The sequence below is a fragment of the Polyangiaceae bacterium genome (assembly GCA_016715885.1).
Taxonomy (GTDB): domain Bacteria; phylum Myxococcota_A; class Polyangia; order Polyangiales; family Polyangiaceae; genus Polyangium.
Genome location: JADJXL010000028.1, coordinates 747,063 through 773,169, shown reverse-complemented (window position 1 = coordinate 773,169; position 26,107 = coordinate 747,063). Strand labels below are relative to the sequence as shown.

17 protein-coding genes and 4 pseudogenes are annotated in these 26,107 nt (G+C 58.3%); 9 read left to right on the top strand and 12 right to left on the bottom strand.

Going from position 1 to position 26,107, the window contains the following annotated elements; genetic code table 11:
- Window positions 1-208 precede the first annotated feature (208 nt).
- Window positions 209-838 (bottom strand): TetR/AcrR family transcriptional regulator, encoded by a 630-nt coding sequence (locus IPM54_44590; protein MBK9266845.1) that lies wholly within the window; start codon window positions 836-838, stop codon window positions 209-211.
- 189 nt (window positions 839-1,027) lie between these two features.
- On the opposite strand from IPM54_44590, the pseudogene IPM54_44585 reads away from it, so the two are divergent.
- Together IPM54_44585 and IPM54_44580 are read left to right on the top strand one after the other, a co-directional pair.
- Window positions 1,028-4,619 (top strand): annotated as a pseudogene (locus tag IPM54_44585) (CoA activase).
- Between the two features lie 22 nt (window positions 4,620-4,641).
- Window positions 4,642-6,578: pseudogene (locus tag IPM54_44580) on the top strand (2-hydroxyglutaryl-CoA dehydratase).
- A gap of 84 nt (window positions 6,579-6,662) precedes the next feature.
- Here IPM54_44580 and IPM54_44575 read toward each other — a convergent pair.
- The 8 genes and pseudogenes from IPM54_44575 to IPM54_44540 form a co-directional block, all read right to left on the bottom strand.
- Entirely contained in the window at window positions 6,663-7,064 is a 402-nt protein-coding gene (locus IPM54_44575) for an STAS/SEC14 domain-containing protein (protein MBK9266844.1), read from the bottom strand.
- An 85-nt stretch (window positions 7,065-7,149) separates the two neighbouring features.
- A pseudogene (locus IPM54_44570) lies at window positions 7,150-7,661 on the bottom strand ((2Fe-2S)-binding protein).
- Complete coding sequence (locus tag IPM54_44565) at window positions 7,622-8,443, bottom strand: MFS transporter (protein MBK9266843.1); 822 nt, start codon at window positions 8,441-8,443, stop codon at window positions 7,622-7,624. The pseudogene IPM54_44570 and the gene IPM54_44565 overlap by 40 nt, the downstream one beginning before the upstream one ends.
- Complete coding sequence (locus IPM54_44560; protein MBK9266842.1) at window positions 8,421-8,690, bottom strand: hypothetical protein; 270 nt, start codon at window positions 8,688-8,690, stop codon at window positions 8,421-8,423. The genes IPM54_44565 and IPM54_44560 overlap by 23 nt, the downstream gene beginning before the upstream one ends.
- A 207-nt stretch (window positions 8,691-8,897) precedes the next feature.
- Window positions 8,898-9,599, bottom strand: a complete 702-nt coding sequence (locus tag IPM54_44555; protein MBK9266841.1) for an MFS transporter — start codon at window positions 9,597-9,599, stop codon at window positions 8,898-8,900.
- Between the two features lie 133 nt (window positions 9,600-9,732).
- On the bottom strand, window positions 9,733-12,810 hold the full coding sequence (locus IPM54_44550; GenBank protein MBK9266840.1) for an efflux RND transporter permease subunit: 3,078 nt from the start codon (window positions 12,808-12,810) through the stop codon (window positions 9,733-9,735).
- Window positions 12,810-13,997, bottom strand: coding sequence for an HlyD family efflux transporter periplasmic adaptor subunit (locus IPM54_44545; GenBank protein ID MBK9266839.1), 1,188 nt, complete (start codon window positions 13,995-13,997; stop codon window positions 12,810-12,812). Before IPM54_44545 ends, IPM54_44550 begins: the two co-directional genes overlap by 1 nt.
- Window positions 13,987-15,186 carry a TolC family protein gene (locus tag IPM54_44540; protein MBK9266838.1) on the bottom strand — a complete coding sequence of 400 codons (1,200 nt, stop codon included), beginning with the start codon at window positions 15,184-15,186 and terminating at the stop codon, window positions 13,987-13,989. The genes IPM54_44545 and IPM54_44540 overlap by 11 nt, the downstream gene beginning before the upstream one ends.
- A 221-nt stretch (window positions 15,187-15,407) precedes the next feature.
- Here IPM54_44540 and IPM54_44535 point away from each other — a divergent pair, with 221 nt between their 5' ends.
- From IPM54_44535 to IPM54_44525, 3 genes are all read left to right on the top strand, one after another.
- Window positions 15,408-16,064 (top strand): response regulator transcription factor, encoded by a 657-nt coding sequence (locus IPM54_44535; protein ID MBK9266837.1) that lies wholly within the window; start codon window positions 15,408-15,410, stop codon window positions 16,062-16,064.
- On the top strand, window positions 16,045-17,373 hold the full coding sequence (locus IPM54_44530; GenBank protein MBK9266836.1) for a HAMP domain-containing histidine kinase: 1,329 nt from the start codon (window positions 16,045-16,047) through the stop codon (window positions 17,371-17,373). Before IPM54_44535 ends, IPM54_44530 begins: the two co-directional genes overlap by 20 nt.
- A gap of 381 nt (window positions 17,374-17,754) precedes the next feature.
- Window positions 17,755-18,312, top strand: a complete 558-nt coding sequence (locus tag IPM54_44525; GenBank protein MBK9266835.1) for a dihydrofolate reductase family protein — start codon at window positions 17,755-17,757, stop codon at window positions 18,310-18,312.
- A gap of 238 nt (window positions 18,313-18,550) precedes the next feature.
- On the opposite strand, the gene IPM54_44520 is transcribed toward IPM54_44525, so the two are convergent.
- Window positions 18,551-20,356: a xanthine dehydrogenase family protein molybdopterin-binding subunit gene (locus tag IPM54_44520; protein ID MBK9266834.1), complete on the bottom strand. Its 1,806-nt coding sequence runs from the start codon at window positions 20,354-20,356 to the stop codon at window positions 18,551-18,553.
- A 41-nt stretch (window positions 20,357-20,397) separates the two neighbouring features.
- Here IPM54_44520 and IPM54_44515 point away from each other — a divergent pair, with 41 nt between their 5' ends.
- A complete protein-coding gene (locus IPM54_44515) occupies window positions 20,398-20,736 on the top strand; it encodes a cupin domain-containing protein (protein ID MBK9266833.1) in 339 nt (112 codons plus the stop codon).
- A gap of 143 nt (window positions 20,737-20,879) precedes the next feature.
- Here the strand turns inward: IPM54_44515 and IPM54_44510 are convergent, their stop codons facing one another.
- Both IPM54_44510 and IPM54_44505 read right to left on the bottom strand, forming a co-directional pair.
- Complete coding sequence (locus IPM54_44510) at window positions 20,880-21,719, bottom strand: DNA alkylation repair protein (protein ID MBK9266832.1); 840 nt, start codon at window positions 21,717-21,719, stop codon at window positions 20,880-20,882.
- A 160-nt stretch (window positions 21,720-21,879) separates the two neighbouring features.
- Window positions 21,880-22,348, bottom strand: a pseudogene (locus IPM54_44505) (DUF1801 domain-containing protein).
- A 517-nt stretch (window positions 22,349-22,865) separates the two neighbouring features.
- On the opposite strand from IPM54_44505, the gene IPM54_44500 reads away from it, so the two are divergent.
- From IPM54_44500 to IPM54_44490, 3 genes are all read left to right on the top strand, one after another.
- Entirely contained in the window at window positions 22,866-24,050 is a 1,185-nt protein-coding gene (locus tag IPM54_44500) for a DUF2330 domain-containing protein (GenBank protein ID MBK9266831.1), read from the top strand.
- On the top strand, window positions 24,047-24,652 hold the full coding sequence (locus IPM54_44495) for a hypothetical protein (GenBank protein ID MBK9266830.1): 606 nt from the start codon (window positions 24,047-24,049) through the stop codon (window positions 24,650-24,652). Before IPM54_44500 ends, IPM54_44495 begins: the two co-directional genes overlap by 4 nt.
- Window positions 24,653-25,191: 539 nt before the next feature.
- Window positions 25,192-26,067, top strand: a complete 876-nt coding sequence (locus tag IPM54_44490) for a hypothetical protein (protein MBK9266829.1) — start codon at window positions 25,192-25,194, stop codon at window positions 26,065-26,067.
- Window positions 26,068-26,107 lie beyond the last annotated feature (40 nt).

The window sequence follows — 26,107 nt, the reverse complement described above, 5'->3', positions numbered from 1 at the left end:
AATCTATGCGAAATCGTTGAGGATTCTCGATGACGATCCGAAAATTCCACAAGGCCAGTCCCGAACGGTAGTGAGGGACTTTTGAATGTGTAGCGCGGGATTTCAATCCCGCGCGGGCGTTCGGTGACACACTACGGCTCGAGTTTTGAGACAGCCGTTTCAACCCCGCGCATGGGTGCGGTGACGCATTACTTTCGAGACAGCCTCTTCAACCCCGCCCTCTCCCCTTCTTCGCCGGGCTTTTCGCTACCGGCGCCGGCTTCGATCCGTGCAAATAGCCGCTTTCGAGCAAGCGATACAGCTCGTCGACGATCTGCTCTCGCGGCCTCACCGGGCCACTTCCCGTGCATTCCGCGAGGATTTCTTTCAGCGCCCCCACGGTGAACGTCGCGTACATCGACGTATCTCCCGGCCCCACGATCCCCATCGCTTGGCCTTCGTCCAGGCTCGTTTTCAGCAGTTGTTTCACGCCATCGTAAAAGGACCGTAGCTTTGTAGCGAACGCGGGATCCAGCCCCGGTGCGAACGAAAGCAGCAGTTGCGTCAAGGCCGGGTCATCGAGCAGCACCGCGACGATGCCACGAATGTTGTGCTTGACTTGAGCTTCGATATCGGCATGCGGGTCGACTTGCAGGATCGCCGCGCCGAGACGCGAGAAAAGTCCATCGACCAGTTCGACGAACACCGAACGTTTGTCTGAGAAGTACAGATAAAACGTGCCCTTTGCGACCCCTGCACGCGCGACGATGTCGTCGATTTTCGCCGCGTGGTAACCCTTCGTCGCGAATACGTCTCGCGCCGCTCGAAGCAGCTCGATGCGCCGCTCGGTCTTGTCCATCGCCACAAGCGCCTTCTACACCGAAACGCGCCCGTGCGCGCACGCCTTTCGGCGTTTTTTGGCCCAAGGCGACGAAACGTAACAGCCGACCAAGCGGGACTCTTGATTACCGGAGCGGCTCATGTTACAGGTGACTGACTGACCAGTCACCCGCTGGTTTTTCGAAACGATTGCGAGGGAGAGGACCCGATGAGCAGGCGCGAGCCGGTGGTGATCGGAATCGACGTGGGATCGACGACGGTAAAAGCGGTCGTTCTGGACCCTTCGACCCGCGAAATTCTCTGGAGCGACTATCAGCGCCACCAGACGAAGCAACCCGAAAAAGTGGTGGAGATGCTCGAGTGCATCGAAGCAGCCTTCCCGGATTCACCTCGCCCCGAATGGCGCGTCTTCATGACCGGCTCGGGCGCTCTTCCTCTATGCCAATCGCTCGGCGCCAAATTCGTCCAGGAAGTGAATGCAGTCACACTCGCCGTCGAAACGCTCCACCCCGATGTGGGCAGCGTCATCGAGCTTGGTGGACAGGACGCCAAGATCATCATTTTCAAGAAGGATGAAAAGACGGGGGACAAAACCGCTGCACCGTCGATGAACGACAAATGCGCATCCGGTACGGGTGCGACGATTGACAAGTGCATGATCAAGGTGGGGTTGCCTGCTGATGTGGTCCGCACGATTCATTTCGACGACTCGAAGCTGCACCACGTGGCGGCCAAATGTGGCGTATTTGCGGAAACCGACATCGTCAACCTCGTCAAGAGCGGCATTCCCTCGACCGAAATCTTGTGCTCGCTCGCCGATGCCATCGTACTGCAAAATTTGTCGGTACTGACTCGCGGGTCAACCCTGCGTCACCGCGTCATTTTGCTCGGTGGCCCCAATACGTACCTTCCGTTCTTGCAAGAATGCTGGCGCAAGCGAATTCCAGAAACGTGGAACGAGCGCGGGTATGCGTGGCCCAAGGATCAGCCCATCGAAGAGACGATTTTCGTTCCAGAAAACGCGCAATATTATGCGGCATTCGGTGCGTGCGTGTATGGCATGCGCGAAGCGGCCGAGATCGGGCTTTACACGGGTCTCGCTGGGCTCGTCGAATACATGAAAATGGTCGCAAAGCGCGGCTCGGGGAAAGTGCCGGCCCGCCGCTCGTGCGTTCCAACGATGAAGTGTCCGATTTCCAAAAGCTTTATGCGATTCCCAGGTTCAAGCCGATGAAGCTCGAACCCGGGTCGGTCGTGCGTGGGGTGATTGGAGTCGATGGTGGATCGACGTCGTCGAAGGCCGTTTTGGTGGACGAGCAGGGTGAAATCGTCTGCAAGGCGTATCAGTTGTCGAAGGGCAATCCCATTCAGGACACGAAGGAATTGCTCGCGCAGCTTCGTGAATACATCCAGAGCCAAGGCGCGACGCTCGATGTCATGGGGTTTGGCGCGACGGGCTATGCGGCGGACGTTTTGCAAGAAACGATGCGCGCGGATGTCAACATCGTCGAAACGGTGGCGCACATGATGAGCGCCGTGCGGTATTTCGGCGACGTGGACGTCATTTGCGACATTGGTGGACAGGACATCAAGGTTCTGTTCATGAAAAACGGCGACATCGCCAATTTCCGCTTGTCGAATTCGTGTTCGGCGGGCAATGGAATGCTCTTGCAGGCCATGGCCGATCAATTCGGTTTGCGCGTGACCGAATATGCGGACACGGCCTTCCAAGCGGAGCTCGCGCCGAAATTCAGTTATGGCTGCGCGGTGTTTCTCGATACCGATCGCGTGAACTTCCAAAAGGAAGGTTTTTCCAAGGAAGAGCTCTTGGCGGGTTTGGCGCAGGTGTTGCCGAAAACGTTTGGCAATACGTCGTGCAAATCCGCGTTTGGCGTCGCTGGGTCGGCGCTTCGTTTTGCAAGGCGGAACGCAATACAACTTGGCCGCCGTGAAGGCGCAAGTCGATTACATCAAGGAACGCGTACCGGACGGGGAGGTCTTCGTTCATCCGCACACGGGTGAAGCGGGCGCGATTGGAGCTGCATTCGAAACGTTGCGCGTCATCAAGCGTCGTGGAACGTCGACGTTCATTGGTCTCGATGCGGCCATCAATCTGAAGTATGCCACGAAGAACGACGACGAGACGGTTTGTCACTTCTGCCCGAACGAATGCAAGCGGACGTTCATCGATGCCGAACGTCCGGATGGATCGACGGCGCGGTACATTTCGGGTTTTTCGTGCGAAAAGGGCACCGTCGAAAGCGAAGACGCGATGCTGGCGCTCGTCGCGGACCGCAAAAAGATCGCCAAGCAATTCCCGAACGTCGTGGATTACGAAAGCAAATTGGCGTTCCGCAGCTTTTACAAATACATCCCGATGCCCGCGGATGGGACGCCCATCAAGGATTACGTCGTCAAGAAGGGCCTCCTCAGCGTACGGCGTGTCGAAACGACGCGTCCTTTCCGGCGAAGTGGTCCGCAGGTTGCGGAAAAGTTGCGACGAACGCGCATTGGCATTCCGCGCGTGCTGAACCTGTATTCGACAGGGCCGTATTTCCGGGCTTACTTCGAGGCGCTTGGGATTCCGAAGCAAAACGTCGTCTTCAGCGAGGAAACGAGCGAAGAGATGTGGGTCGAAGGTGGGAAGTATGGATCGGTCGATCCGTGTTTCCCGTCGAAGGTCGCGCAGGCGCACATTCACAACTTGCTGTTTCACCAGCATTCGCCGGAAAAACCGCTCAAATACATTTTCTTCCCCATTCTGACGCACGTGCCGAGTTTTGGCAAAGGCGTGATGGACAATGCGAGCTGCCCGATCGTGGCGGGTGTGCCGGACGTCATGAAAGCGGCCTTTACGAAGGAGGTCGACTTTTTCGCGACGCGCGGCATCGAATACCTCGATCCGCCGGTCACGTTTGCCGAACCATTGCTCACGGCGCGGCGCATGTACGAAACGTGGGGCCCGCGGCTCGGCGTGACCGAAGACGAAAGCGATCATGCGCATCGGGAAGCGATGAAAGCGCTCGATGCGTTCGACCGCGAATTGCAGGAAAAGGGCCGAGCGATTTTGGAGACGGTGGAGGCGGAAAACAGGCTCGCCATTTTGATGGTGGGTCGTCCGTACCATTCCGATCCGGGGCTCAATCATGGCATTCCCGAAGAATTCCAGGTGCTCGGGTATCCCATTTTGAGCGTCCGGTCGATTCCGCGCGACGAGGACTACTTGCGTCGGTTCTTCAAGGAAGAACATGCGCGTGGGCAGCATCCGCTGAACATCAATGACGTTTGGCCGGAAAACTATTCGGCGAACAGCGCGCAGAAGGTGTGGGCGGTGAAATTCGCTGCGCGGCACCCGAACGTGGTGCTCTTGGACTTGTCGAGCTTCAAGTGCGGGCACGATTCGCCGACGTACGGGATCATCGATAACATCGTAACGGCGAGCGCTACGCCTTATGCGGCGCTTCACGACATCGACGCGAACAAGCCTGGTGGTTCGATCAAGATTCGCGTGAAAACGTATGCGCACAGTTTGAAGCTGTATCAAGAATCGCTGGAGGATTTGGCGAAGAAGAAAGACGAGCTTGCGCATAACATCGACAAAAGCGTCTCGAGCTTTGAAGATGAAGGCGGCGTCGCTGGCGGAGAGGCGCGCTTCGGATCCGGAGCTCGAAAAGCAGATTGTGGAACTTTCGGCAAAGGTGCGGGCGTATGAAGCGCCTCCGCCTGCTCCGCCCGAGCCGCCGAAGGGATTGGTTCAGCTCAAGAAAAAGCAAGCAGATGGCACCGTGGTGCGGGTTTGACGGGGAAATAGGGAGATAACCGATGGAAGCTTCAGTTCAGAAGACGCGGTTGCCAGTCATCAATGGCGGCGCGAATGGCAAAAAGGCGGATATCGACATCGACGCGGAGCTGCGCGCATTCGAGGAATCGGAGCGTGAGCGGCTCGGCATCAAGAAGGAGCGCAAGCAATGGGTCGACAACATGCTCGATCCGACGATGCGCAAAAATGAACGCAAGAACGTGACGTTGCTCGTTTCGGGTTTGACGGCGGCGCAAGACTTCTTGGCCGAAGGTGCGCTTGCGGGACAAGGCTACAACGTCATCAACTTTGGAACGCCGGACAATGCGGCGCTTCAATTCGGCAAGGAATTCGGCAATCGCGGGCAATGCAATCCGACGTATTTCACCGTCGGCAACCTGATCAAGTATCTCGTTGCGCTTCGCGATGAAAAGGGCATGTCGTCCGAGGACATCATCAAGGACTACATTTTCTTGACGGCCGGCGCGTGCGGCCCTTGTCGGTTTGGCATGTACGTCACGGAATACCGCAAGTCATTGCGTGATGCGGGATTCGATGGATTCCGCGTGATGCTCTTCCAGCAAACGGGTGGTTTGTCGCAAGCGACCGGCGATGACGTGGGCCTCGAAAATGAACCCTGCGTTCTTCATTGCGCTCATCAAAGCCATCGTGTGCGGCGATGTGCTCAATGCGCTCGGGTATCGCATTCGCCCGTACGAAGTCGTGCCGGGTGCGACGAACAAGGCGATGGAAGAGGCGAAGCGCATTCTGTACAAGGCGCTTTACGAGCAGACGAACATATTGGTGGCGCTTTACAAGTGCCGGTCGCTCTTCGAGGCTGTCGAAGTGGACAGGCTTCGCGTGCGTGCGAAGACGTCGATCATTGGCGAATTCTGGGCCATGACGACCGAAGGCGACGCAGCAATTATGCGCTGCAGAGTTCCTCGAGAGCGAGGGCGCCGAAAACGACATTCAATTGACGACGGCGTGGCTTTTGTACAACCTCTGGGAAGTTCGTCACGACACGGCGGATCGATTCGAGCTGCGCGGGACGGATGACGGGCTCTATGGGTTGAAGGACCACCAGGGCGAATTCGACGTGACCAAGCGCATTGCGACGATGCGCATGGCGGAGACGGCGCTCAAGGTTGGTTTCCAGGCATTCGCGCAACCCGTTGGATTGCACGATTACCACTTGCCCGACATGGACCTCGTGGCGGAAGTTGCCGAAGGGTACTATTCGAATGATCTCCGTGGCGGCGAAGGGCACATGGAGGTTGGTAAGCTCATCGTGAATGCCGTGAAGAACAAGGCGCACATCACGGTGAGTGTGAAACCGTTCGGATGCATGCCGTCGTCGGGTGTATCGGATGGTGTGCAATCGTTGATTACGGGTCGGTATCCGGGCACGATTTTCTGCGCGGTGGAGACGAGCGGCGATGGGGCGGCGAATTTTTATTCGCGCATCCAGATGTACATGTTCAAGGCGCGTATTGCGGCCGAGCAGGAGCTCGAAAAGGCGCTGAAGGAAACTGGTCTTTCGCTCGACGATGTGCGAGCGTTCATGGACAAGAATCCGAAATACAAGAGCGCGCTTTATTATCCGCCGCATCATGTGGCGGGGACGGCGGCGAACATGGTGTACGAGCTCGCGCCGCTCATCAAGCAATCGTTTGCCGAGCGAGCGGTTCATCGTGCCAAACACGTTGCGGAAGTCGTGGTGGAAGCGGCGAAGCAGGCGCCGGGGACGATGAGCACGGTGGTCAAAGCGGTGACCGATCCGGAGACCATTTCGCGTGCCAAGGAAGACGCGGCGTTGCTTCGCGAAATGCTGCAAGGCAAAGCGATGGAAAGGCTCACGCCGCTCTTCCAGAAGCTGCTTGGCAAGGCGATATTCGAGAACAATCCGGAAGTCCGGACGTCGCAGTTCGTCGAAGAGGAACGAATCGCGGCGGAGTGATTGACGATCACGCAGGATGACGGCAGAAAACGCGCCGCTCTGTATCAGGGCGGCGCGTCGTCATTTTGTTTGGATGCGCATTCGTTACGTCGTGGTCCGCACTTGCGCGAGCCATGCGCGTGCGCTTTCCTCCGTCTCGGCGAAGTGGAGGCGGGTATGGAGTCTTGTGAAGAGCTGAGCGGAACGGATGGCCATTTGCGCCAAGATCTGGGTCCGATAGCTCGCGTTGACGAGTGCGATGGCTCGCACCCTCGGATCGGCTTTTTCTGCCAACCCCCGGCCGGCGGCCATAGAGACTCTCTCGAGATCACGCAGGCAACACAGGAGCAGGACCTGCTCAAGGCCAGCGGTGAGCGCGTCGCGCGCAGCGTGGAGATCCCGGATCTCCTGACGCGTCACCTCGCCGCGCAGCGTCACCACCAAGAGGTCGGGGGCCTCAAAGGTAATGGACTGATTACCGCAATGTGTTTCGACAACTTTATCCATACGCGTGTCTCCTTCAGGAAATGAGGAGGATATAAACGATAGTCGCCTGGGCAACAACTGTGCCAGCGATGATTTGTGTTATGAATTACGACATGGTTACTGGGTGTGCTGAAGATTTGGCATGCGCCGCGAATGTTCCGCGCAAACCGTGCGGCGAGCCGCGCGTTTTGCATTCACCGAGTTTACCCCCCGCACGTTGCGTGCGGTGAATGGCTCGACGAATACGTGGATATGTTCCACAGCGACAAAGCGCTCCACGCATACCTTCGTCGATGTACGCGTCCGTCGGCTGGGGATGCTTTTTCAAAGCGCCGCGGCTGTCATGATCTGCCCGGGCAGGCAATAACCGCACTGCGAGACTTCTTCCTCGCGCCATGCCTATTGCACCGGGTGTGGTTTGCCTTCTTCGCCAAGTGCTTCGATCGTGGTAATGCTCTTCGCGCTGGCGCTGGCGCTTGCTGTGTTTGCGCCGATCCTGGAGCTTGTCGGCATCGTGCATGGCCTCGTCGAACTTCCAACATGGGGCATCTTGAGCGCAGCCGGTGTAGCTATCTGGATTATTCGTTTGCGGGCAGTCGGTCCGATGAGCTCGACCATACGATCAGCGCCATCGACGAGGCTGTAGCAATGGCGGCGCCAGTGGCGAGCGCGACGAGCGGACTCCAAGTCTGCCAAAGCCATCCCGTCAAAACGCCGGCCGGAACCGCGCTCGCTCCCATGATGAAATTGTACATGCCGTATGCTCGCCCACGGACCGCAGGCGGCGCTAGCTCCTTGACGAGCGCCTTTTCGGCTGGCTCGGTGAGACCATAATAAATGCCGTACACGATGAAGAGTGCCCACGCGTGCCAATTTCGAGTTGCCACACCGAATGCAAGATACGTCATCGCATAAAGCACCCACCCGGAGACGATGAGCTTCGGGCGCGCAATGCGATCGGACCAATCGCCGCCGATGTAGGAGCTCACGAGCTTTGCTACGTGGAAAACCGTCCAGAGCACGGGCAACGACGCTACCGACACGCCGAGATCACGCGCACGGAGGAGCAAAAAGGCATCGGACGAATTGCCAAGCGCAAAGAGGGCAACGATTGCGAGGTAGCTGCGCAGCGATCCGGGCAGCCGTTGCTGATTGCTCTTGTCCTGCCCTGAGAGGGTGTTGATCAGGATTTTCGGGGCTCCTTGCGTTCGTCTGCAGGGGTCGTCAAGCGTCTGAGCATCAATGATGTCATTGCGAGAAAAATATCCGCTTGGCCGATTCGTGAGTTCGCTCGTATTCTTGCTGAGGATGCGGTAGTTTGCGAACCAACCGAAGGTTCGTTCGCCGACCCATCGTTTGGGCAAAACGACGAATCTTTCATGCGTCGGTGCGTTGACCATTTCGCTGGTTGTTCCGGTTTCGTTCGACGTGTGTGACTTTTCCTGTACGCACCGTCGACCCAACGCGTTTCAGCGTTGGATATTCGTGCTTCCAACGGAACCGCTCCATCACGATCTTGAACCGACCCGCGATTCCAGACGACGGAACGAGACCCGCGTCCACGAGCAATGACGCTTCGTCCGTTGTTTTCCCGGTTAGCCCTGGGTCCGCCGACTCGGTCGTTTTGACGCTTTGGCTGTCGTCCATCGGCGCTGTCTCGCCCCGCAGCAACGCGCACCATGCTGCAAGTCGATTGTGGATCGTCAGCACGCCTCTATCGATATTCTGAACCGTGAAAAGGAGGCCCACAAACGAAACAACCCGCTACGATATCATCGCGCTGTCGGTGGTAAACGGCTCTTAAGATTCGCATCATCGGTGGATCATGGGCTCGATCAACCAATCCAAGTCCGTTCAACGGGTTCTCGCACACGTCAGTTGTCGGATTTCTGCAGAACGCGTTGTGTTCCAAAAAACCAAACAGTTCGCGGCCAAACCTTGATCAACACCCTCTGAGGCTTCCGAATGCGACGCAGCAGGCTCGCGCACCGTCAGCACGGCCAGCACCGAGAGAATTCCCGGAATCAATGCGACCGCAAAGACCGACCGCAGCTCCCAACCGAAACCGAGCAATACGGTCGCAATGATCGGTCCGATCACCGCGCCTGCATGGTCCATCGCCCGATGAAAGCCAAACGCGCGGCCCGACTCCGCCGACGTGACCGAGTTCGCGATGAGCACGTCGCGCGGCGCGGTACGAATGCCCTTGCCAATGCGGTCCGTAACTCGGACAGCGAGCACTTGCCAAGGGGCGGTCGCCAGGGCAACCAACGGTCGCGCAAGCGCTGCCACGCCATAGCCGAACACGACGAACGGCTTCTTTGTCGATGTGCGATCGGCCAGGTGACCCGACGCGAGCTTGAGCACGCTCGACGTGGCATCGGCGAGGCCCTCGACGAGACCCAAGAACGTCGGCGCTGCGCCAAGGGACACGATGAAGACTGGCAACAGTGGGAAGATCATCTCCGAGGCGATGTCGGCAAGCAAGCTCGTAAAACCGAGCGCGAGGACCGTGGCGGGCAGACGTCGTTTGACTGGAGAAGGCACGTCGCTCATGAAGAATGCATCCTTGACTACGCCAGGTGTCGTGAGTGTGCCAGAAAGAATTTCGCGTTGGCACCACGACATGCGTTTGATGGTCTATGCGCGATCCTTTGGAGAATTCCGCCCACCCGCACCCATTCCCCAATCACACCCGCGTTTCGACACGCTCCCGTTCACGCAACAGCAAATACCCACACGGCACCGCAAATACATTCAGCAACGTCGAACTCACCAATCCCCCAAGGATCACCACCGCCATGGGCATTTCGATCTCCTGACCGGGACGCGCTCCCCCCATGATGAGCGGCACCAGTGCCAATCCCGTCGCCAATGCCGTCATCGCAATCGGTACGAGCCTTTCCCCAACACCGCGTAAAACGAGCTCCGCACCAAATGCCATTCCCTCCTCATTTTCGAGGTGCAAAAAATGACTCACGAGCATGACGCCATTGCGAGCCGCAATGCCCAATACCGTGACAAACCCGACGAGCGCCCCAATCGAAATCACGCCTCCGGTCAAGGTCACCGCAATGACCCCTCCCACCAGAGCCAACGGTAGCGTCGCAAAAACCAACGTCGTGAGGCGCAGAGAACGAAATTCGGTATGCAGGACGAGGAAAATGCCTACCAGCGCCGCCAGGCAAAGAATACCCAAACGCCGCCGCGCTTCCGTGCGCGCCGCATATTCTCCCACCAGCTCGGCATGATGACCCGCCGCCATGGGAAGAGCCGCGATCTTTTCACGTGCTCGTTTGGCCACCGTTCCCAAATCCGTGCCCGCTGCATCACAAGAAACATCGATGCGCCGCTGACCCGCTTCATGCTGCACGACATTGGGCGCCGGCGTGATCGCTATGCTCGCAATGTCTCCAAGGCGAGTTTCCGTTCCCAATGGTGAAACCACGACCAGGTTTTTCAAGGCCGATACATCCGTGCGCAATTTCGACTCACCAATCACGACCACTTCGCGAATTTGTCCCCCATCGACGACTTCTCCAACCCGGGTACCTTGTAAAACCGTGCGCAAATGTTGCTGCACATCGGCAGCGCTCAGGCCCGCTTGACGTAATGCATCTGGGGAAAGATGAACGTCGATTTGCGGGATAAGAACTTGCTGCTCGACTTTGATGTTCGTCGCTCCCGAGATCGTTCCCAATTCCCGGGCCGCAGCCGCGGCTTCGTCGCGTAACGCCGCCAAATCATGCCCCTGAATACGCACGACGAGCGATCCCGATCCGCCGCTCAATGCCTCTTTCATGCGCTCGTGCAAATACGTTTGCACGTCCCTTTGCAGACCCGGATATCCATCGACGACGTGTTGCACTTGCTCGAGTGCGCGCGTCAAATCGACCTTCGGATCCACGCTGATCCATAGTTCGGCAAAATTTGCTCCCACGACTTCGTCCGCAGCTTCTGCGCGCCCCAAGTGCGAACCGAAATGATGGATGCCTTCGATTTGTCGCAATTCCTTGCTGGCCAAAATAGTCGTGCGCCGCAATTCTTCCAGCGACGTGCCCGGTTTGGCCACCCAATGCATGAGGAAATCGTTTTCTTTGAAATCCGGCAGAAACGATTCGCCAAGAAATGGCACCGCCGCCAACGATGCAACCAATGACGCCAGCGTCACCGCCAAAACTCGCCGCGGTTTTTTCAGGAATTTTTGGACGTGCGGCAAAATCACTCCACGCAAACGTTGCGCAATCGGCGATTCGCGCCGCTTTTCCAAAGCATTCGGCAAAAGCACGAGGCACATGGCTGGCGTCAATGTCAACGCCACAGCCAACGAAGCGAGAATCGACAGTACGTATGCCAATGCCAGCGGCCGGAAAAACGCTCCCGCCAATCCATCCAAAAAATACACCGGTACGAAGACCAAAATCACGATCGCGGTGGCATGAACGACCGCACTGCGCACTTCGAGCGAAGCTTCCAAAACCACTTCGAGTGGCGACCGCGGATTTGGTTTTTGTCGTTCGAGCGTCAATCTACGCAAAACATTTTCCACGTCGATGATGGCATCGTCGACGACTTCTCCAAGCGCGACGGCCAATCCCGCCAGAGCCATCGTATCGATCGTCCCCATGACCGACTGCATGGCCAATGCCGCAGCGAGCAGCGATGTCGGAATCGCCACGACACTGATGAAAGCGGTACGCAAATCATAAAGAAATGCACCCAATACGACAATGACCAGCACACAACCTAGCAGCAATGCTTCCCCAAGATTGTGCAGCGCCCGCTCGACGAAACTCGCCGGACGAAAGATGGCTGGATCCACATCGACATCGGGCAAACCCGGCCGTAAAGCTTCGAGCGCCGCTTCGACGTTCCGAGTTACCTCGAGCGTATTGCCCCAAGGCTGTTTTTCTACAATGAGCAAAAGCCCCGGCTGATCATTGATGATCGCGTCTCCAATGGGTGGAGGTGCACCCTCGCGCACATCCGCGATTTCTCCGAGCGGAATGGACGCCAGGTTTGGCCGGTGAATCGTCGCCTCCGCCAATTCCTCGGGCGTCGTCGCGCCCGGATGCAAGGTGACGCCAAGTCGCTGCTGGGGCGTATCGACAAACCCGCCGCTCGCCGGAACCACCGCATTTCGTACCGTGTTTTGCACTTCGTCGAGCCCCACGCGATTGTCTCGAAGCCGCGCCGGATCGACGACGACTTGCAATTGGCGCGGTCGTTCGCCCCAAATCGCCACATTCGCAACACCCTGAACGGCAAGCAACCTCGGCCGCACGACCCAACGCGCTAGATCCGTCAGCGCCATTTGATCTTTCGTCGCCGAAGTCAATCCAATCTTCATGATCCGACTGGTCGACGATAATGGCGGCATCATTACTGGCGCCCGTGCAACCGCCGGCAATTGTGTGGCCGCGCGAGAAAGACGCTCCTGGACGAGCTGCCGAATTTGCAACACATCCGTGCCTTGATCAAAGAGCAACACCACCGACGACAATCCCGAAACGGATTTCGATCGTAATGCCTGGACGAACGGCACGCCTTCGAGGGCTCTTTCCAGGGGATCCGTAACCAAGGTTTCGACCTCCTGGCTCGATAATCCCGGCGCTTCGGTTTGAACTTCCACACGTGGAGGTGCAAACTCCGGGAAAACGTCAATCGGAATCCGTTGCACGCGCCACGCGCCGAAGATGACCATTGCCAGGGCCAAGGCAAGCACGACGACGCGCTGCTGGAGACAAGTCTTGATGAGCGATTGCATCATTTGCCGACTCCGAATTCTACACCGAACAATTCCGACGCTCCCGTACGTACGATGCGTGTGTCTACCGCGGGACCCAGTGCCAAAATCGCCCGCCCATTCTCGATTCGCACAACATCAACGCGACGCCGTTCATAGGCGTGTTCTTTCGTTTCCACGTACAACCAAGAGCCGCCTCCGGCATCGAAGACGAGCGCCGAAAATGGAACCACGAGTTGCTCCGCGGTCTGCTTTGTCCGAAGAAACGCAACAATTCGTTCTCCGGGACGACGTTTGGTATCCGTCGGTAATTCGTAATAAAAATCGACGGTGGAACGTAGGGGATCCGCAGACGGTGGAGCGAGAACCGGCAAAGCAACGACCGCATTTGCATGGCTCGCTGCCCGACCGACACTCGAAATCTGTGCCGAACTCTCCATAACGACAAACTCGGCCTCCCCCGCATACACGGAAACCCGAACCCATAACGCTGGTGAACCGAGGATCTCGAAGAGCGGCGCTCCTGCGGCAACGACTTGACCCGGAGCGACCGAAATGCTGCGCACGACACCATCTCGCGGTGAATGCAAGGCAATCGATACGTCCGCTCCGAGAGGCGCTTTACGAATCGTCGTGAGACGTTTTTGCGCTGCTCCAAGCTCGGCTTGTAAAACATCGCGTTCGGCCTGTGCTTCTTGAAGCTGTTTTTCGCTCGCTCCGCCTTCGGCCAAGAGTTTCTCCAGACGCTCGACTTTGGTCTTGACGGTTGCCAGTTGTGCCGACGCAATGGCCACGGATTTTTCGGCTTGCGCTCGAACATCGCGATCGGGCGGCGCAAATGGCGCGAGGTTCAACAGCGTTTGTCCCTTCTTTACGATCGCTCCGGGCTTGGGCAGCGTGGATCCCGACACCGTTGCCGAGAATGGCGCCGTGAGAACAAGCGCGCCACCCGCGGGGACGATGACTTCACCCGGCACCGAAATCATTGTTGCGGCAGCATTCTTTTCAACCATCCCGAATTCTAGACCGAGCCTTTTCTCGGCGTCTGCCGTGAGCGTCACCGTCGTTAATGCCGTTTCACTCGGTCGCGGGATGCTCTTCGCCGGAGGCTCGGCCGCGCCCGAAGTTTTTCCCGAACGACCACAACCCACCACGAGCAAAACGAGCCCGAGGAAGGTTTTTCCCAGAACAAAATGATCACGGCGCATCTTGTCTTCTCCCTACATGGCGGTCCAAATGGGCCCGTGCTCGACGTACGGCTGCTTCGAGGTCGATTTTGCGCAAACGAGCTTCCCCCACACGGCGCATTGCTTCGAGAACGACGACATACGATTCTGCGCCCGCTTCGAAACTCCTCAAAGCAATCGTCGAAGCGCGTTCGAGCAGCGGCAACACTTCGTCCCGAAAACGATGCAATGAAGCGAGCGCTTGGGTCAGTTCGAGACGTGCGACACGGATGTCCGTCGTTATGGTTTGTCGAAGTTGGCGATACCGCAGGGTAGCCATGACGAGCTCGGCTTCCGCTCGACCAATTCCCCCTGGATTCCAGTTGAAAATGGGAATGTCGAGTTGCGCTCCGGGAAGCGGGAGGAGAGGCGGACCGCCTTGCGAGCCAAGCGGTTTGACGTCAAAACGGCCCAGCATGGTGAACACGCGTGACTTTTCCCAACCAATGCGTGCCCCCGCCGCTTCCGTCGAAATCTCGGCCGCGCGAACGTCGGGGCGAGCCGCAAGGGCCAATTTCACCAACGCTTCTTCATCGAGCGCCATGCGTTCATCCACCGCTGAACTTACCGTGCCGATTCCCTGGCCAAGAGGACTCTCCGCCAAACCCAATGCGAGACGCAAACGCGCCGTCGTCATCGCGAAATCCGTTTTTGCCCGTTCGAGTTGATCCTCGGCATCCCGCGCATCGGCGTCTGCCGCCAAGGCTTCGAGAGGTGCGGTTTCGCCATCTTCATGCCGCGCTCGCGCGACTTTCGCCACGTTTTGCCACGTGCGGAGCAGCTCTTCGCGAGCCTCCATTCGTGCTTTCGCCGCATGAGCATCGATCCAAGCAAGACGTGCATCACGCGCGACGTCGAGACCCCGCTGCACGAGGCCGCGCGCGGTTCGTTCCACATCGAGTTTTGCCGCATCGATACGAAAGGGGCGCTGAATGAGTGCGGCCAGCGGAAAGAGCAAAGTCGTTTCGAGCTGCCGCGGACCAATCGGCAAAAGAAATGAGAACATCGGGTTTGGCAGGGCACCTGCGTCGGCCAAATCGGCGCGAGACGTTCCAAGCTGGGCCAGCTCCGCGCCAAACCCTGCGTTGTTCCACAAAGCGAGAGCAACGGCGCCGTCTTCATCCAGAGCATGGACATCTCGAACACCGGGCGGCAACGATGGTTCGCGCATCGGATCTTCGTTGAGCACGCGTCCCGATGCACGTCCGACCTCGCGCGAGACCCAGGCGTGATCGTATGGCGAACTTGCGCAACCACAGAAAGCGGCAGAGAAATAGACAAGAAGGACGAACGTCGGAGGACGCATCACGGGCAGTCGAGCATGCCCACCTGAACGTAACCTAAACGGGAAGTGTATTCCGTGCGATCGGGGGTTGTGCTAGGGACAAGGCAATGCGCGTGCTGATCGTCGATGACCAAGACGAAGTGCTGGATCTTTTGGCGCGAACCTTACGCCGTGACGGGCATGAAGCGCTCACGGCAGCGACGAAACAGGAAGCTCTAGCCAGACTCGAAACATGTTCGGTGGATGTCATCGTTCTCGACGTCGCTTTGCCGGATGGTTCGGGAATCGATGTTTGTCGAATCATTCGTGGTGAAGGTAATGGCACACCAGTGCTGTTGTTGACTGCTCATGCGGCTGTTCCGGAGCGAGTTGCGGGCCTCGATGCGGGCGCGGATGATTTTTTTGGCAAACCATTTGCCGTTTCCGAATTGCGCGCTCGTATTCGAGCTCTGGGTCGTCGGGGACCCGAGTTGCGCCCCTTGGAAATTCGCTCTGGGGATGCATTCTTGGATTTTCGAGCACGTCGCGCAGAAAAATCAGGCATCGAAGTGCCGCTCACTGCGCGTGAATGGTCGCTCATCGAATTGTTGGCTTCGCGTTCGGGAAGATTCGTCGCGCGGTCCGAGATTCTGGATGTGGTTTGGAGTGGCGATACGGAAGCGACGGCGAGCCTCGAGGTCTTGGTTGGGCGAATTCGGCGTAAGTTGGGTGATAATATTTTGCTCACGATGCGAGGTCACGGGTATGCGCTCGGTAAAGACTGAGCGGCGTTCGAGTACGCTCATGGGGCGCGTCGCGCGCGTTGCGGCATTGGCCGCATTGGGTGGCGGCTTTTTTGCGGCTCTTGCGGCGTTGATTCTCGCCGAAATCAAGGTCGAGCATGCGGAGGATCGGCGTTTGACTGAAGAAGCAAGCGAAATCGTATTCGAAGTTTCGCGACTTTCCGATGCCGAGCTTCTCGAGCACGTCGAAAAGGAAACCGAGGAACTCGAGCGTGTGAATTTACGTTTTGCAGTTCATCGAGGAGAGGTTTTCTTTGGCGGAGACGCAAATTTGCCGCGACTCGAATACGGTTGTGTGACGAACGATGTGCGCCTATGCGTCGTGAAAGACGGCCCGTGGTCTTGTGTCGTGGCCGCGGATGATGCTCCAACACTGGGACTTGCATTCATGGTGACCATCCTTGGCGGAGCGGCAATCATCGCCGCATTGCTCGGCGCATTGACGAGTCGCCGACTCGCGCGGTGGGCCATAGAGCCGCTGGTTCGTCTAGGCGAACGGCTCGGTGATGCTCCAATGGACCAAGCGACGGATCTCGGAGCGGACGACGGCGTAATCGAAATCGATACATTACGAAAAACGTTACGTGACTTGCTCGATCGGCGCGCCGACGCATTGCGATCGGCACGATTGTTTGCGGCCGGAGCCGCGCATGAATTGCGAACTCCATTGACGACTCTTTCGGGGGAGTTGCAACTTTTGGGCGAAGAGTCTCATGCTCCTTCCATTCAAGATCGAATCGCTGCGCTTCAATCTTCGACGGCGCATATCGTGGAGCTCGTCGAGCGGCTGCTCGTCTTCGCGCGCGTAGGAGCCGCAGAGGCCGCAGAGGCCATGCGGCACGACGCTGTCGAGCTAGGCGATGTCCTCGAGCAGGTTTGTCGCCGAGCTTCTCGAAACGTCATGGGACGGTTGACGTACGAGCCTCGCGCAATGCCTGTCGTGCGCGGCGATGAATCGCTTTTATCGGTGTTATTTGATAATGCCGTAAACAATGCGATTTTGCATGCGTCACCGGCTGACGTACGTGTCGTGCTCGACGAGCAAGACGGGGACGTCTTCGTCGATGTCATCGACGAGGGGCCGGGAATCGATCCTCGAGAGCGCGTTCGTTTATTCGAACCATTTCAACGGGGAACGGCAACCAGACCGGGCGCTGGGCTTGGGCTTGCGCTCGTTGGGCAGATCGCGCGAGCGCATGGAGGTGAGGCCGTGTTTGTCGATGCTGCCGGTGGTGGCGCGCATCTTCGGGTGCGACTGCCGCCATGGGCACCAAGGCCCGCGAAAGCGTGAAAAGCCGCAACGTGCATTGACGATGATGTTGCGGCGGCCCTCGAATGTGCATTGCGAATGCACTCAACAAGCTTTGCATACCACCCCAAAATGATGCGCCCTCAAATACCTCGGCACTCCGGTCTTGAACTGCCGTGGCGTCACGCGTATCCTGCCTCCACACCCACACGCGCACATGTGGCCCATCGCATCTTCCGCCGCCGCCCACGCCTTCGCCTCCCCACGTTGCGCGCCGGAACCTCTCTGAAACACGAGCGTTCCTACGATCTGCACTTTTTGGTGAAAGGTCAGGGGAGCCGAAGAGCGCCTCCCGGACAAACCGCGGTTTAACGGGTCGAGCCATCGTTTGACCTGACCGCTCGGTGCTGGTACTCCTACGCAATGCGACCCCTTCGGTATTCCATCAATGTCACATTGGACGGGTGCTGCGATCATCGTGCAGGCTCCACCGACGAAAACTTGCATCGTTACTGGGCCGAAAACCTCGCGCGCGCCGATGCCCTCCTCTTTGGCCGGGTAACCTACGAAATGATGGAGGCAGCGTGGCGGCTGCCGGCGACGGGACCGAGGCCCGATTGGATGGCCGAATGGATGGAACCGTTTGCCCGGACGATCGACGCAGCAAAGAAGTACGTCGTGTCGAGCACCCTTGAACGAGTCGATTGGAACGCGGAGCTCGTGCGCGGAGATCTGGGGAATGCCGTTCAGCAGCTCAAGCAGGAGTCGGGCAAGGGATTGTTCGTGGGAGGCGTGAAGCTCCCGCTGGCGTTGGCGGAGCTTGGATTGATTGATGAGTACGAATTCGTGGTGCACCCCAGGCTGGCGGGTCATGGGCCCACTTTGTTCGCGGGGCTATCGAAGTATATCGACTTGAAGCTCGTGGGCCGGCTGGAATTCGCCTCCGGTGCGGTGGCGATGCGATATGAGCCGAGAAGGTAACCATTTTTTATAGGGCCGAAAGCCTTTGCCCGGCCATACGGCCTCCGGTACGAGATACCATTGCCGGAAGCACGAGTCGCGTCACGTCGCGCGAGGCACTGTCATGAGCAATGTAGGCCGATGATTCGCTGGGGCTACTCGAGGTGAGCGGAGCTGGGGGGCCGTCGAATGTCTCCCCAAAATTCACCCAAGATTGCATTACCCGGTCGGCGCCGCCCATTCCGACATTGTGCCGCTTTTACGCAAGAAGTGGCAACTTGCGCACGGGTTTGCCCGTGAGCGCTCGCAGCGCATTGCATACTGCCGGCGCGGTCGGGGCCAAGCCGGGTTCACCAATGCCACCCAACGAGTCGCCGGTGGCAATGATGTGCGTGTCGATGATCGGCGTCTCGGGCAGCCGCAAGAGCTTGTAGTCGTCATAGTTGTTTTGCACTGCGCGGCCCTTTTCGATATCGATCTTGCCGTAGAGCGTCATCGTCAATGCATAGATGATGCTGCCCTCCATCTGAGCGACGATCGTGTCCGGATTGACGACACCTCCGCAATCGATCGCGCACACGACTCGGTGCACTCGCGGTTTGCCGTCCTCCAAAGACACCTCGGCGACTTGCGCGCAGATGCTGCCGAAAGATTCGTGTACGGCGATCCCTCGCGCATGCCCCGCGGGCAATGCATTGCCCCAGCCGGCTTTCTCCGCTGCAAGTTTCAATGCGCGAGCATGCCGAGGTCGGCTCGAAAGAAGCTCGAGCCGCATCGATAATGGATCGCTCCTCCCGAGCGCGCACAATTCGTCAAAGAAGCACTCGGTGGCGAAAGCATTGTACGAATGTCCGATTCCACGCCAAAACCACACGGGTACGGGTAACTCTGCCATGGCATAACCAACGCTTCGATGCGGAATATCGTATGGCAAATCCACGGCTCCTCCAACCGCCCACTCATCGATGCCGTCGACAATGGTCCGCTCGAATACGGCAGGTAATGGTTGCGTCGCAATGCGGTGGGTCCACGCGCCAGGGCGTCCTCGAGCGTCGATGGCGCCCGTCATCACGTTGCATGCGGCTGGTCGGTACATGCCGCCCGCAATGACGTCCTCCATGGTCCACACGACTTTGACGGGACGCTGCAATGCTTTGGAGACGTGCACGGCTTCCACGGCGAAATCGAGGTGTTTTCTCCGGCCGAATCCACCCCCGAGCAGCGTGACGTGGACCTTGACTGCGGCCATGGGGAGCCCGAGCATTTTGGCAATCGCTTCTCGAGTGAATACCGGCGCTTGCGTCGATACCCAGATTTCACATGCGTCCGGACGCACGTGAGCGGTGCATCCGAGCGGCTCCATGGGCGCTGCGGCGAGGTAGGGTACTTCGTAGACTGCTTCGAGCTTGCGCGTAGCTTGGTCCAAAATGCGGCCGGGGTCGCCGATCGTCTGCACGGGTTTGCTCGTATCGATGGCGGCGCGCAGCGCGCGGAAAACATCGGCAGTGGATATTTCGCTGCGAGGGCCTGGCTTCCATTGGATGGAAAGCGCGTCGCGTCCTTGTTTTGCAGCCCAGAAATGATTGGCAACCACGGCGATTCCCGACGGTATTTCGAGCACGGCGACGACCCCGGGAACCGCTTTGGCCGCATCCGCGTCGAACGAACCGAGCGAACCGCCAAAGATTGGGCAACGCGCGACGACCGCCACGAGCATTCCCTGGACTTTTACGTCAATGCCGAAAACGGTTTTGCCATCGAGTTTGTCCGGGGTATCCAAACGAGCGATCGGTTTACCCAATAAATCGAATTCTTCGGAGCGCTTGAGCTTCGGTTTGTTAGGGATAGGCATTGCTGCAGCATCGAATGCCACTTCACCATAACGAATCCTCCGGCCGCTCGCTTCATGAATGACCATCGACTGCTCGGCACGACACGTCGCCGGGTCGACTCCGAATCGCTTGGCCGCTGCGGCAATGAGCATTTCACGCGCGGCCGCGCCCGCTCTGCGTAAGGGATCCCAATTGTCGCGAATGGCATTGCTCAGGCGCGTCGTATCAGGCAAACCTGCATGCGATTGCCCGTGCGAACACCGATTATCGACGAGTGATCTCCACCGCAGACCGAATGCAACTCGTGGTCATGAGCATCCCGCCCGGCGGTGATATCGGAGAAGAACAGCATCAGCATGTCGAACAAATTCTCGTGGCGGTCGAAGGCGAGGGAAAGGTTGTCGTCAATGGCGTGGCGTCACCATTTCGTCCCGGCGATGTGGTGTTCTTGAGGCCGGGCGCAAAGCACAATTTCATCAATACTGGCAAGACCGAGCTGAAACTTTTTACGATCTATTCTCCGCCAAACCATTTGCGCGGCCGGGTTCATGCCACCAAGGCGGACGCTCAGGCGGACAAGGCCGACGAGGCGTTCGGGGCGGCGGTTGAATGAGCGACAGACGAAAGTCTTCGCGCCTTTGCCTGTCCGCGCCGAGCGCCTGAACCTTTCGCAAACGCGACCGTTCGTTCGATGTGCACGTTTGGGTGGGAGGTAATTTCTCGCCGAATTGCAAATTCGACGATCCTGCACCACGTTCAGCAGCGCGTCCGCATGGGTTCGCGTGAGCGCTCGTGGGCTGCCGGCGTTGCGAAGTTTTTCGAGAGCGAGTGCGTCCACGCCTTGTCAATGTACTCCGCCGCGTCTGGCGTTTTGCACGACGTGTCGCCATAATCGATTTCGACGTTGCCAATGCGCTTTGCCGCAGCGGTCGCGATCTTGCGAAGGGCCGCGTTGTGACAACCGATGGAGATGACCGCGCGGTTCATCGCATCACGCTCTTCGTTTGGCGCGGAATGGATTGTCCTTTCAATCGTGCTCAGCCGGTCCGCGAACCAATCGTCCGGCATCGTTTCGTCCAGCATGGCGATTGCGCCGACGAGGCTCCAACCAGCGCACCGCATGACCTCGTGCGGGGCAGCGAGCCACGCTTCGGCCCGTGAACGCGCGTGGGGGCTTTCGGCGGCGAGGTACGCGATGTAGCCGTGACACATGCGGGCGATGTGCGTGCCTGCCCAGCGATCGAGCAGCTCGGGCGTCATTTGCGCAGGATCGGCGACCTTTAATGCGAGGTTGCGCGCATCGTAATTGCCGGTATCCCAAAGCGAAAGGGCCAGTTCGTGGTCGACTTTGATGCGCTTGACGAGGGATTTCAACGTGGCAAAGCTGACGCCGAACATCGGCTCGGTGGCGCCATGACGGGCATACGTTTTTCGGGTCTGCGCCGAACCGGCTTGCTCGAGAGCGCTCATGGTTTCTGCGAGCGACATACGGGTTGGCGCAGGTTTGGCCATTGCGGCGGGACGTGCTTTGCGCGCGGGTTTCGTTTTCGACGAAGCGGGATTCGCCTCGCGTGCAGGCTTTGTCGTGGCTGACATGGGACTCCTCTCGAACTGGAAACGTAGGTTTTGCCGGAACGGAGGGCGACTCTAACACGGACGCGGGCAGCCGCGCGAGTTTGACGGCAAAAAAGTCACCGCCGCAAGCGCAAGCATTCGACATCGCTCGAAATACTGCAATATTCCTCGCTCAGTCGATCTAGCTTTCGGGCGCTCGCGACGCTGATTCAACGGACTGTTGGATGCTCGTCTGTTCGATCCCATATCGCATTGCTTCTTCAAGAATATTAATGTTTATATCTTGTAGCGTCCTGAACTTAATGCAATAACCCGTTACACTTGCCCTGCCGAGTTTTTTTCCATATGCCTGCGCCAAGTATTTCTTATCTTTTATCCCGAAGACGTAAACCGAGACTCCTGTTGTGTTTGCACTGATACCAATTTGGTAAAACTCTCTGGTTTTCCCAGCGGCATATTTCATGGTCTGGAATCCATACCCAATGTTGGGGTTGGAAACTGTTTGACCTTTCTCGTTTTTTGCCGTCTAAAAACCACAATCTACATTTAGGCATCAACTGTAGAATGATCCGGTGCAGCTCGTGCATGTCGCTTCGTTTTGGCTCAGGTTGAGAAGCAATGTACGCTTTGATTTGTTCGCGCGTGTTCATTAAAAATTCCTTTCCTTGCTCACCTGCCCGAAGAGTCCATCGAACGCCTGGTTCAGCACATCGTCAATCGCGGCTCCCTCGGCGTCGTCAGCCCTCTCGATCGCTGACCAACGCCAACGACCCGCCCCCGCAACCCACGTCGCCCCAAACGAAAGCCCACGACGTCCACACGCGCACGCTACCCAAATGCGACAAACTCTGCAACACATTTTCTTACCTCGCACGGATGACCTGGAATCCCCAGGCGCACAAGGCGACTTCCTCAGACGGTGCCTTGGTCGACCCGGGTCGCTTCGATTTTTGCAAGCCGCCTTGCGGTCGCCATTGCGGAGGGTGGGGGCACCGGCTGTCCGCCAGATCGAAGTGCATTTCTCACCAAGGACATCGGACGTTCGCAGTGCGTCGAAGCTTTCTATTGTGTTTATGACGCCATTTTGCGGGTACCGTAACATGATGCCCCCTCAGCGCGCCCGTCTTGAATTGCCTCGCCGTCACGCGTATTCTGCCGCCACCTTCCATGAATCATCGCTACCTCGCCATGATGCTTGCGTCGAGCCTGGGCCTCGCCGCGATGACCGCCGCACCCACCGCTGATGCTTTCTGCGGCTTCTACGTCGCGGGAGCCGATCAAAAATTGTTCAACAACGCCACGATGGTCGTGCTCATGCGCGAAGGCACACGCACCGTCTTGTCCATGCAGAACAATTACCAGGGCCCGCCGGAAAACTTTGCCATGGTGGTCCCCGTGCCGGTCGTCTTGCAACAAGAAAACGTAAAAACTCTCCCGTCGGCTATTTTCGACAAGATCGACCAACTCGCCGCCCCACGCCTGGTCGAATACTGGGAACAAGACCCGTGCATGGTCGACGCCAGGGTGGAAAGCAGATCCCGAGGAGCTGCCCCGCCCGCGGCTGCACCCAAGGCGGCCCGCGCAAAAGAATCCTCCGAGCTCGGTGTGACCATCGAAGCTCAATTCGAAGTCGGCGAATACCAAATCGTGATTCTCAGCGCCACGGATTCCGCCGGGCTCGATACTTGGCTCAAGCAAGAAAAATACAAGATCCCCGAAGGCGCCGAGCCTTTGCTCCGCCCTTATGTCCAATCCGGGTCGAAGTTTTTCGTGGCCAAAGTCGACGTGGAAAAAGTCCGTTTCGATAAAGGCATGGCCAAGCTGTCGCCATTGCGCTTCCATTACGACAGCGAAACGTTCAATCTGCCCGTGCGCCTCGGGCTCATCAATGCCAATGGCAAGCAAGACTTGATTGTGCACGTGCTCGCAAGGAATGCCCGCTACGAGCTGGCGAATTACAAGAATGTCACCATTCCGACGAACCTGGACGTCGACGAAGGCGCTCGCGCGCAATTTGGTGCGTTCTATGCGGCTCTCTTCGATCGGACGCTGGAAGAAAACCCCGGCGCCATTGTAACGGAATATGCGTGGGATGCAAGCACGTGCGATCCGTGCCCGGGACCGACGCTTTCGCCGAACGATCTGGCCACGCTCGGCATGGATGTTTTACCCCAAGAATCAGCCGATGATGTGTCTCGACCACCGCCATCGCCTCCTGCGCCGTTCAATTCGCCATTTTGTCCACGAAACCGTCGAAGGGCGCCAAACCAGGCATTCCGACGACAAATCCGCCGAGCGTGTCGCCAAGCCCGAGAACCGGTCGTCGTTGGCGACCAAGTGGTTTCGTATTGACGCGACTTCACGCGCGGTATGGATCCGATTCTTTGGGCGAGGATCTCGTATTTCGCAAGGCTGAACCCATCGTGGGCGGACGGGAATTTTTGCGGAGCGTGCCGAGCCCAAATGGGCAAGGCACAAGCGAACGAAAACTCGAAACGGGATCACAACCCGGCAGCATCAACAATTTTCAGGGTCGATATGCCATTCGGCATCCGTGGAAAGGGCCCATTACCTGCGAGAATCCTCGACGTGGCGTTTGGGGAGGCCCTCCTGCGGGAATGGCGCGTGGTCAAACGACCGTTGCGAAGGACGTGGCGTTTGCCCCGCGTGATGGCATTAAACTGGCTTCCTTCGTGCGGCATGACGTCCCGGAAATCCATTTGCAAGGTGCTCCCATTTCGATGTCGCGCGTGACGCACCCCGGTGTCGCCCCACAAAACGAAGCAAAGGCCGACCCCGCACCGAATCCGCAGCCTGCGTCGTCGACACCCACACCAAGCAGTGGATGCGGGGCATGCGCCATTGGAAATTCCGCAAATACGACGGGGTTTGTCCTGAGCATCGGAATCGTCATGGCTGGTTTGCTGCGGCGAAGACGTCGTGGGATGAATTGACCACCCGCTGCACCTCCGCTCATGGGCGGAAATGGCGTACCGGATCCGGAAGTTAAAATCACTCGCGGAGAAAACGGGGCCGTGACCGATGCGCAAATGGAGGCTGCAACAATCGCCAGGACGTTCGCATTTGGCAAAAATGACAGCAACGTGTGATCCTGCGGGCGCAGAAGCGATTTTGATCCTTCCCGTCCCCCGGTGCTCGTGATAAACAGCACGAGATGCGTGTCGCCAAGGTTCGACCCGGGCCTCTCAGCGCGAGTTTCGTTTTCGTCATCGGCCTCGGCTGCAGCGGAACGCAACAACACGAGGCGGCTCCGCCTGTCACGATCGCAACGACATCGCCGAGCGCCGCCCAGTCCTTCGCGACGCCAGACCCCGCGGAGACCGCGCGCCAAGCAACCACCCGCGCGCCTTCCCAATCGACCCGCTGCGCTCCCGAAGGATCCTTCCCCCCATTGGCGCCCGAGCCCAAGCCTGCTGCACCATTACCGTGTCGACCCACGGAGGTGGCAGCCGAAAAAATGATGTCGACCGACATGAAGGCTCGATACCAACCCAGGAAGGACAAAAGCACAGTCGAAATCAAATTCGGCTGTGACGGGCTCGATAGGGTCATATCGCGTATCGTGCTCGAAACCGGCGGCGGCCACGGAGGATCCCTCAATATCATCGAGATTTCTCGATCCGATCCGAATGCGGTCACGTATGACGTCATGGGCGTTCGCCTGAGCGGTTCCATGGTGGCTCGTCCCAAGTCGCCATTCGAGATCATGCGCTCGACGCTGTCCCAAGAGGCCGTCTATGCCAGAATGCCTCTCGTTCGGGCGGCTCTACGCACGACGATCGAAGAGATCGAGCCCAAATCCGATCCCAATTCACGTACGGGCAGCGGATCGGCATTCGGCTCGTCCTCGAACATTCACGTCCTCGTGCGCGTCGAGGACGCGTCGGCCCGCGCGATGGAGGCGCATTATACGGGTTATGTCAGCAGCCTGGGCCAGGCCCAATATCTGCCTTTGCAGCGAGCCCAGCAGGAGCTCGAACAAGCGCTCGGTGGATTGACATGGCACGCGGATTCGCCTCCAGATGAGATTGGACATTTTTTCGAGCGGAGATACGTCGACGCGCAAAAACGTTTTTCCGATTCCTCGGCGTGGTGGATCCGCGAGCGTTACGTGACGCTCGCCGCCCACGTCGGCACGCGGGCGCTCATCCCCTCGCTACTTCCGCTTTTGACGCCCACTACGAAGGACGCATCCAGCGGACGTACTCGCGATCTCGCCTTCGAGGCGCTCGTTTCGTTGACGGGCTGGGATCCGCGCGCACCCAATAGTGGCGAGCTTCCGCGAACGGCAGAAGCCGCGGCAAACGATTTCATCGAGGAATGCGGAAAGGTACCCGTCACGCGGTGAGTGGAACAAACCAGAGGCGCCAGCATGTTTTTTCAGAAAC

Excerpts from the sequence above, each read along its gene's own strand:
- IPM54_44530 (MBK9266836.1), top strand. The coding sequence starts at position 16,045 with ATGCGCTCGGTAAAGACTGAGCGGCGTTCGAGTACGCTCATGGGGCGC.
- IPM54_44550 (MBK9266840.1), bottom strand. The coding sequence starts at position 12,810 with ATGCAATCGCTCATCAAGACTTGTCTCCAGCAGCGCGTCGTCGTGCTT.
- IPM54_44510 (MBK9266832.1), bottom strand. The coding sequence starts at position 21,719 with ATGTCAGCCACGACAAAGCCTGCACGCGAGGCGAATCCCGCTTCGTCG.
- IPM54_44500 (MBK9266831.1), top strand. The coding sequence starts at position 22,866 with ATGAATCATCGCTACCTCGCCATGATGCTTGCGTCGAGCCTGGGCCTC.
- IPM54_44525 (MBK9266835.1), top strand. The coding sequence starts at position 17,755 with ATGCGACCCCTTCGGTATTCCATCAATGTCACATTGGACGGGTGCTGC.
- IPM54_44490 (MBK9266829.1), top strand. The coding sequence starts at position 25,192 with ATGAAGGCTCGATACCAACCCAGGAAGGACAAAAGCACAGTCGAAATC.
- IPM54_44540 (MBK9266838.1), bottom strand. The coding sequence starts at position 15,186 with ATGCGCGAACCATCGTTGCCGCCCGGTGTTCGAGATGTCCATGCTCTG.
- IPM54_44545 (MBK9266839.1), bottom strand. The coding sequence starts at position 13,997 with ATGCGCCGTGATCATTTTGTTCTGGGAAAAACCTTCCTCGGGCTCGTT.
- IPM54_44590 (MBK9266845.1), bottom strand. The coding sequence starts at position 838 with ATGGACAAGACCGAGCGGCGCATCGAGCTGCTTCGAGCGGCGCGAGAC.
- IPM54_44535 (MBK9266837.1), top strand. The coding sequence starts at position 15,408 with ATGCGCGTGCTGATCGTCGATGACCAAGACGAAGTGCTGGATCTTTTG.
- IPM54_44575 (MBK9266844.1), bottom strand. The coding sequence starts at position 7,064 with ATGGATAAAGTTGTCGAAACACATTGCGGTAATCAGTCCATTACCTTT.
- IPM54_44560 (MBK9266842.1), bottom strand. The coding sequence starts at position 8,690 with ATGGACGACAGCCAAAGCGTCAAAACGACCGAGTCGGCGGACCCAGGG.
- IPM54_44565 (MBK9266843.1), bottom strand. The coding sequence starts at position 8,443 with ATGGTCAACGCACCGACGCATGAAAGATTCGTCGTTTTGCCCAAACGA.
- IPM54_44555 (MBK9266841.1), bottom strand. The coding sequence starts at position 9,599 with ATGAGCGACGTGCCTTCTCCAGTCAAACGACGTCTGCCCGCCACGGTC.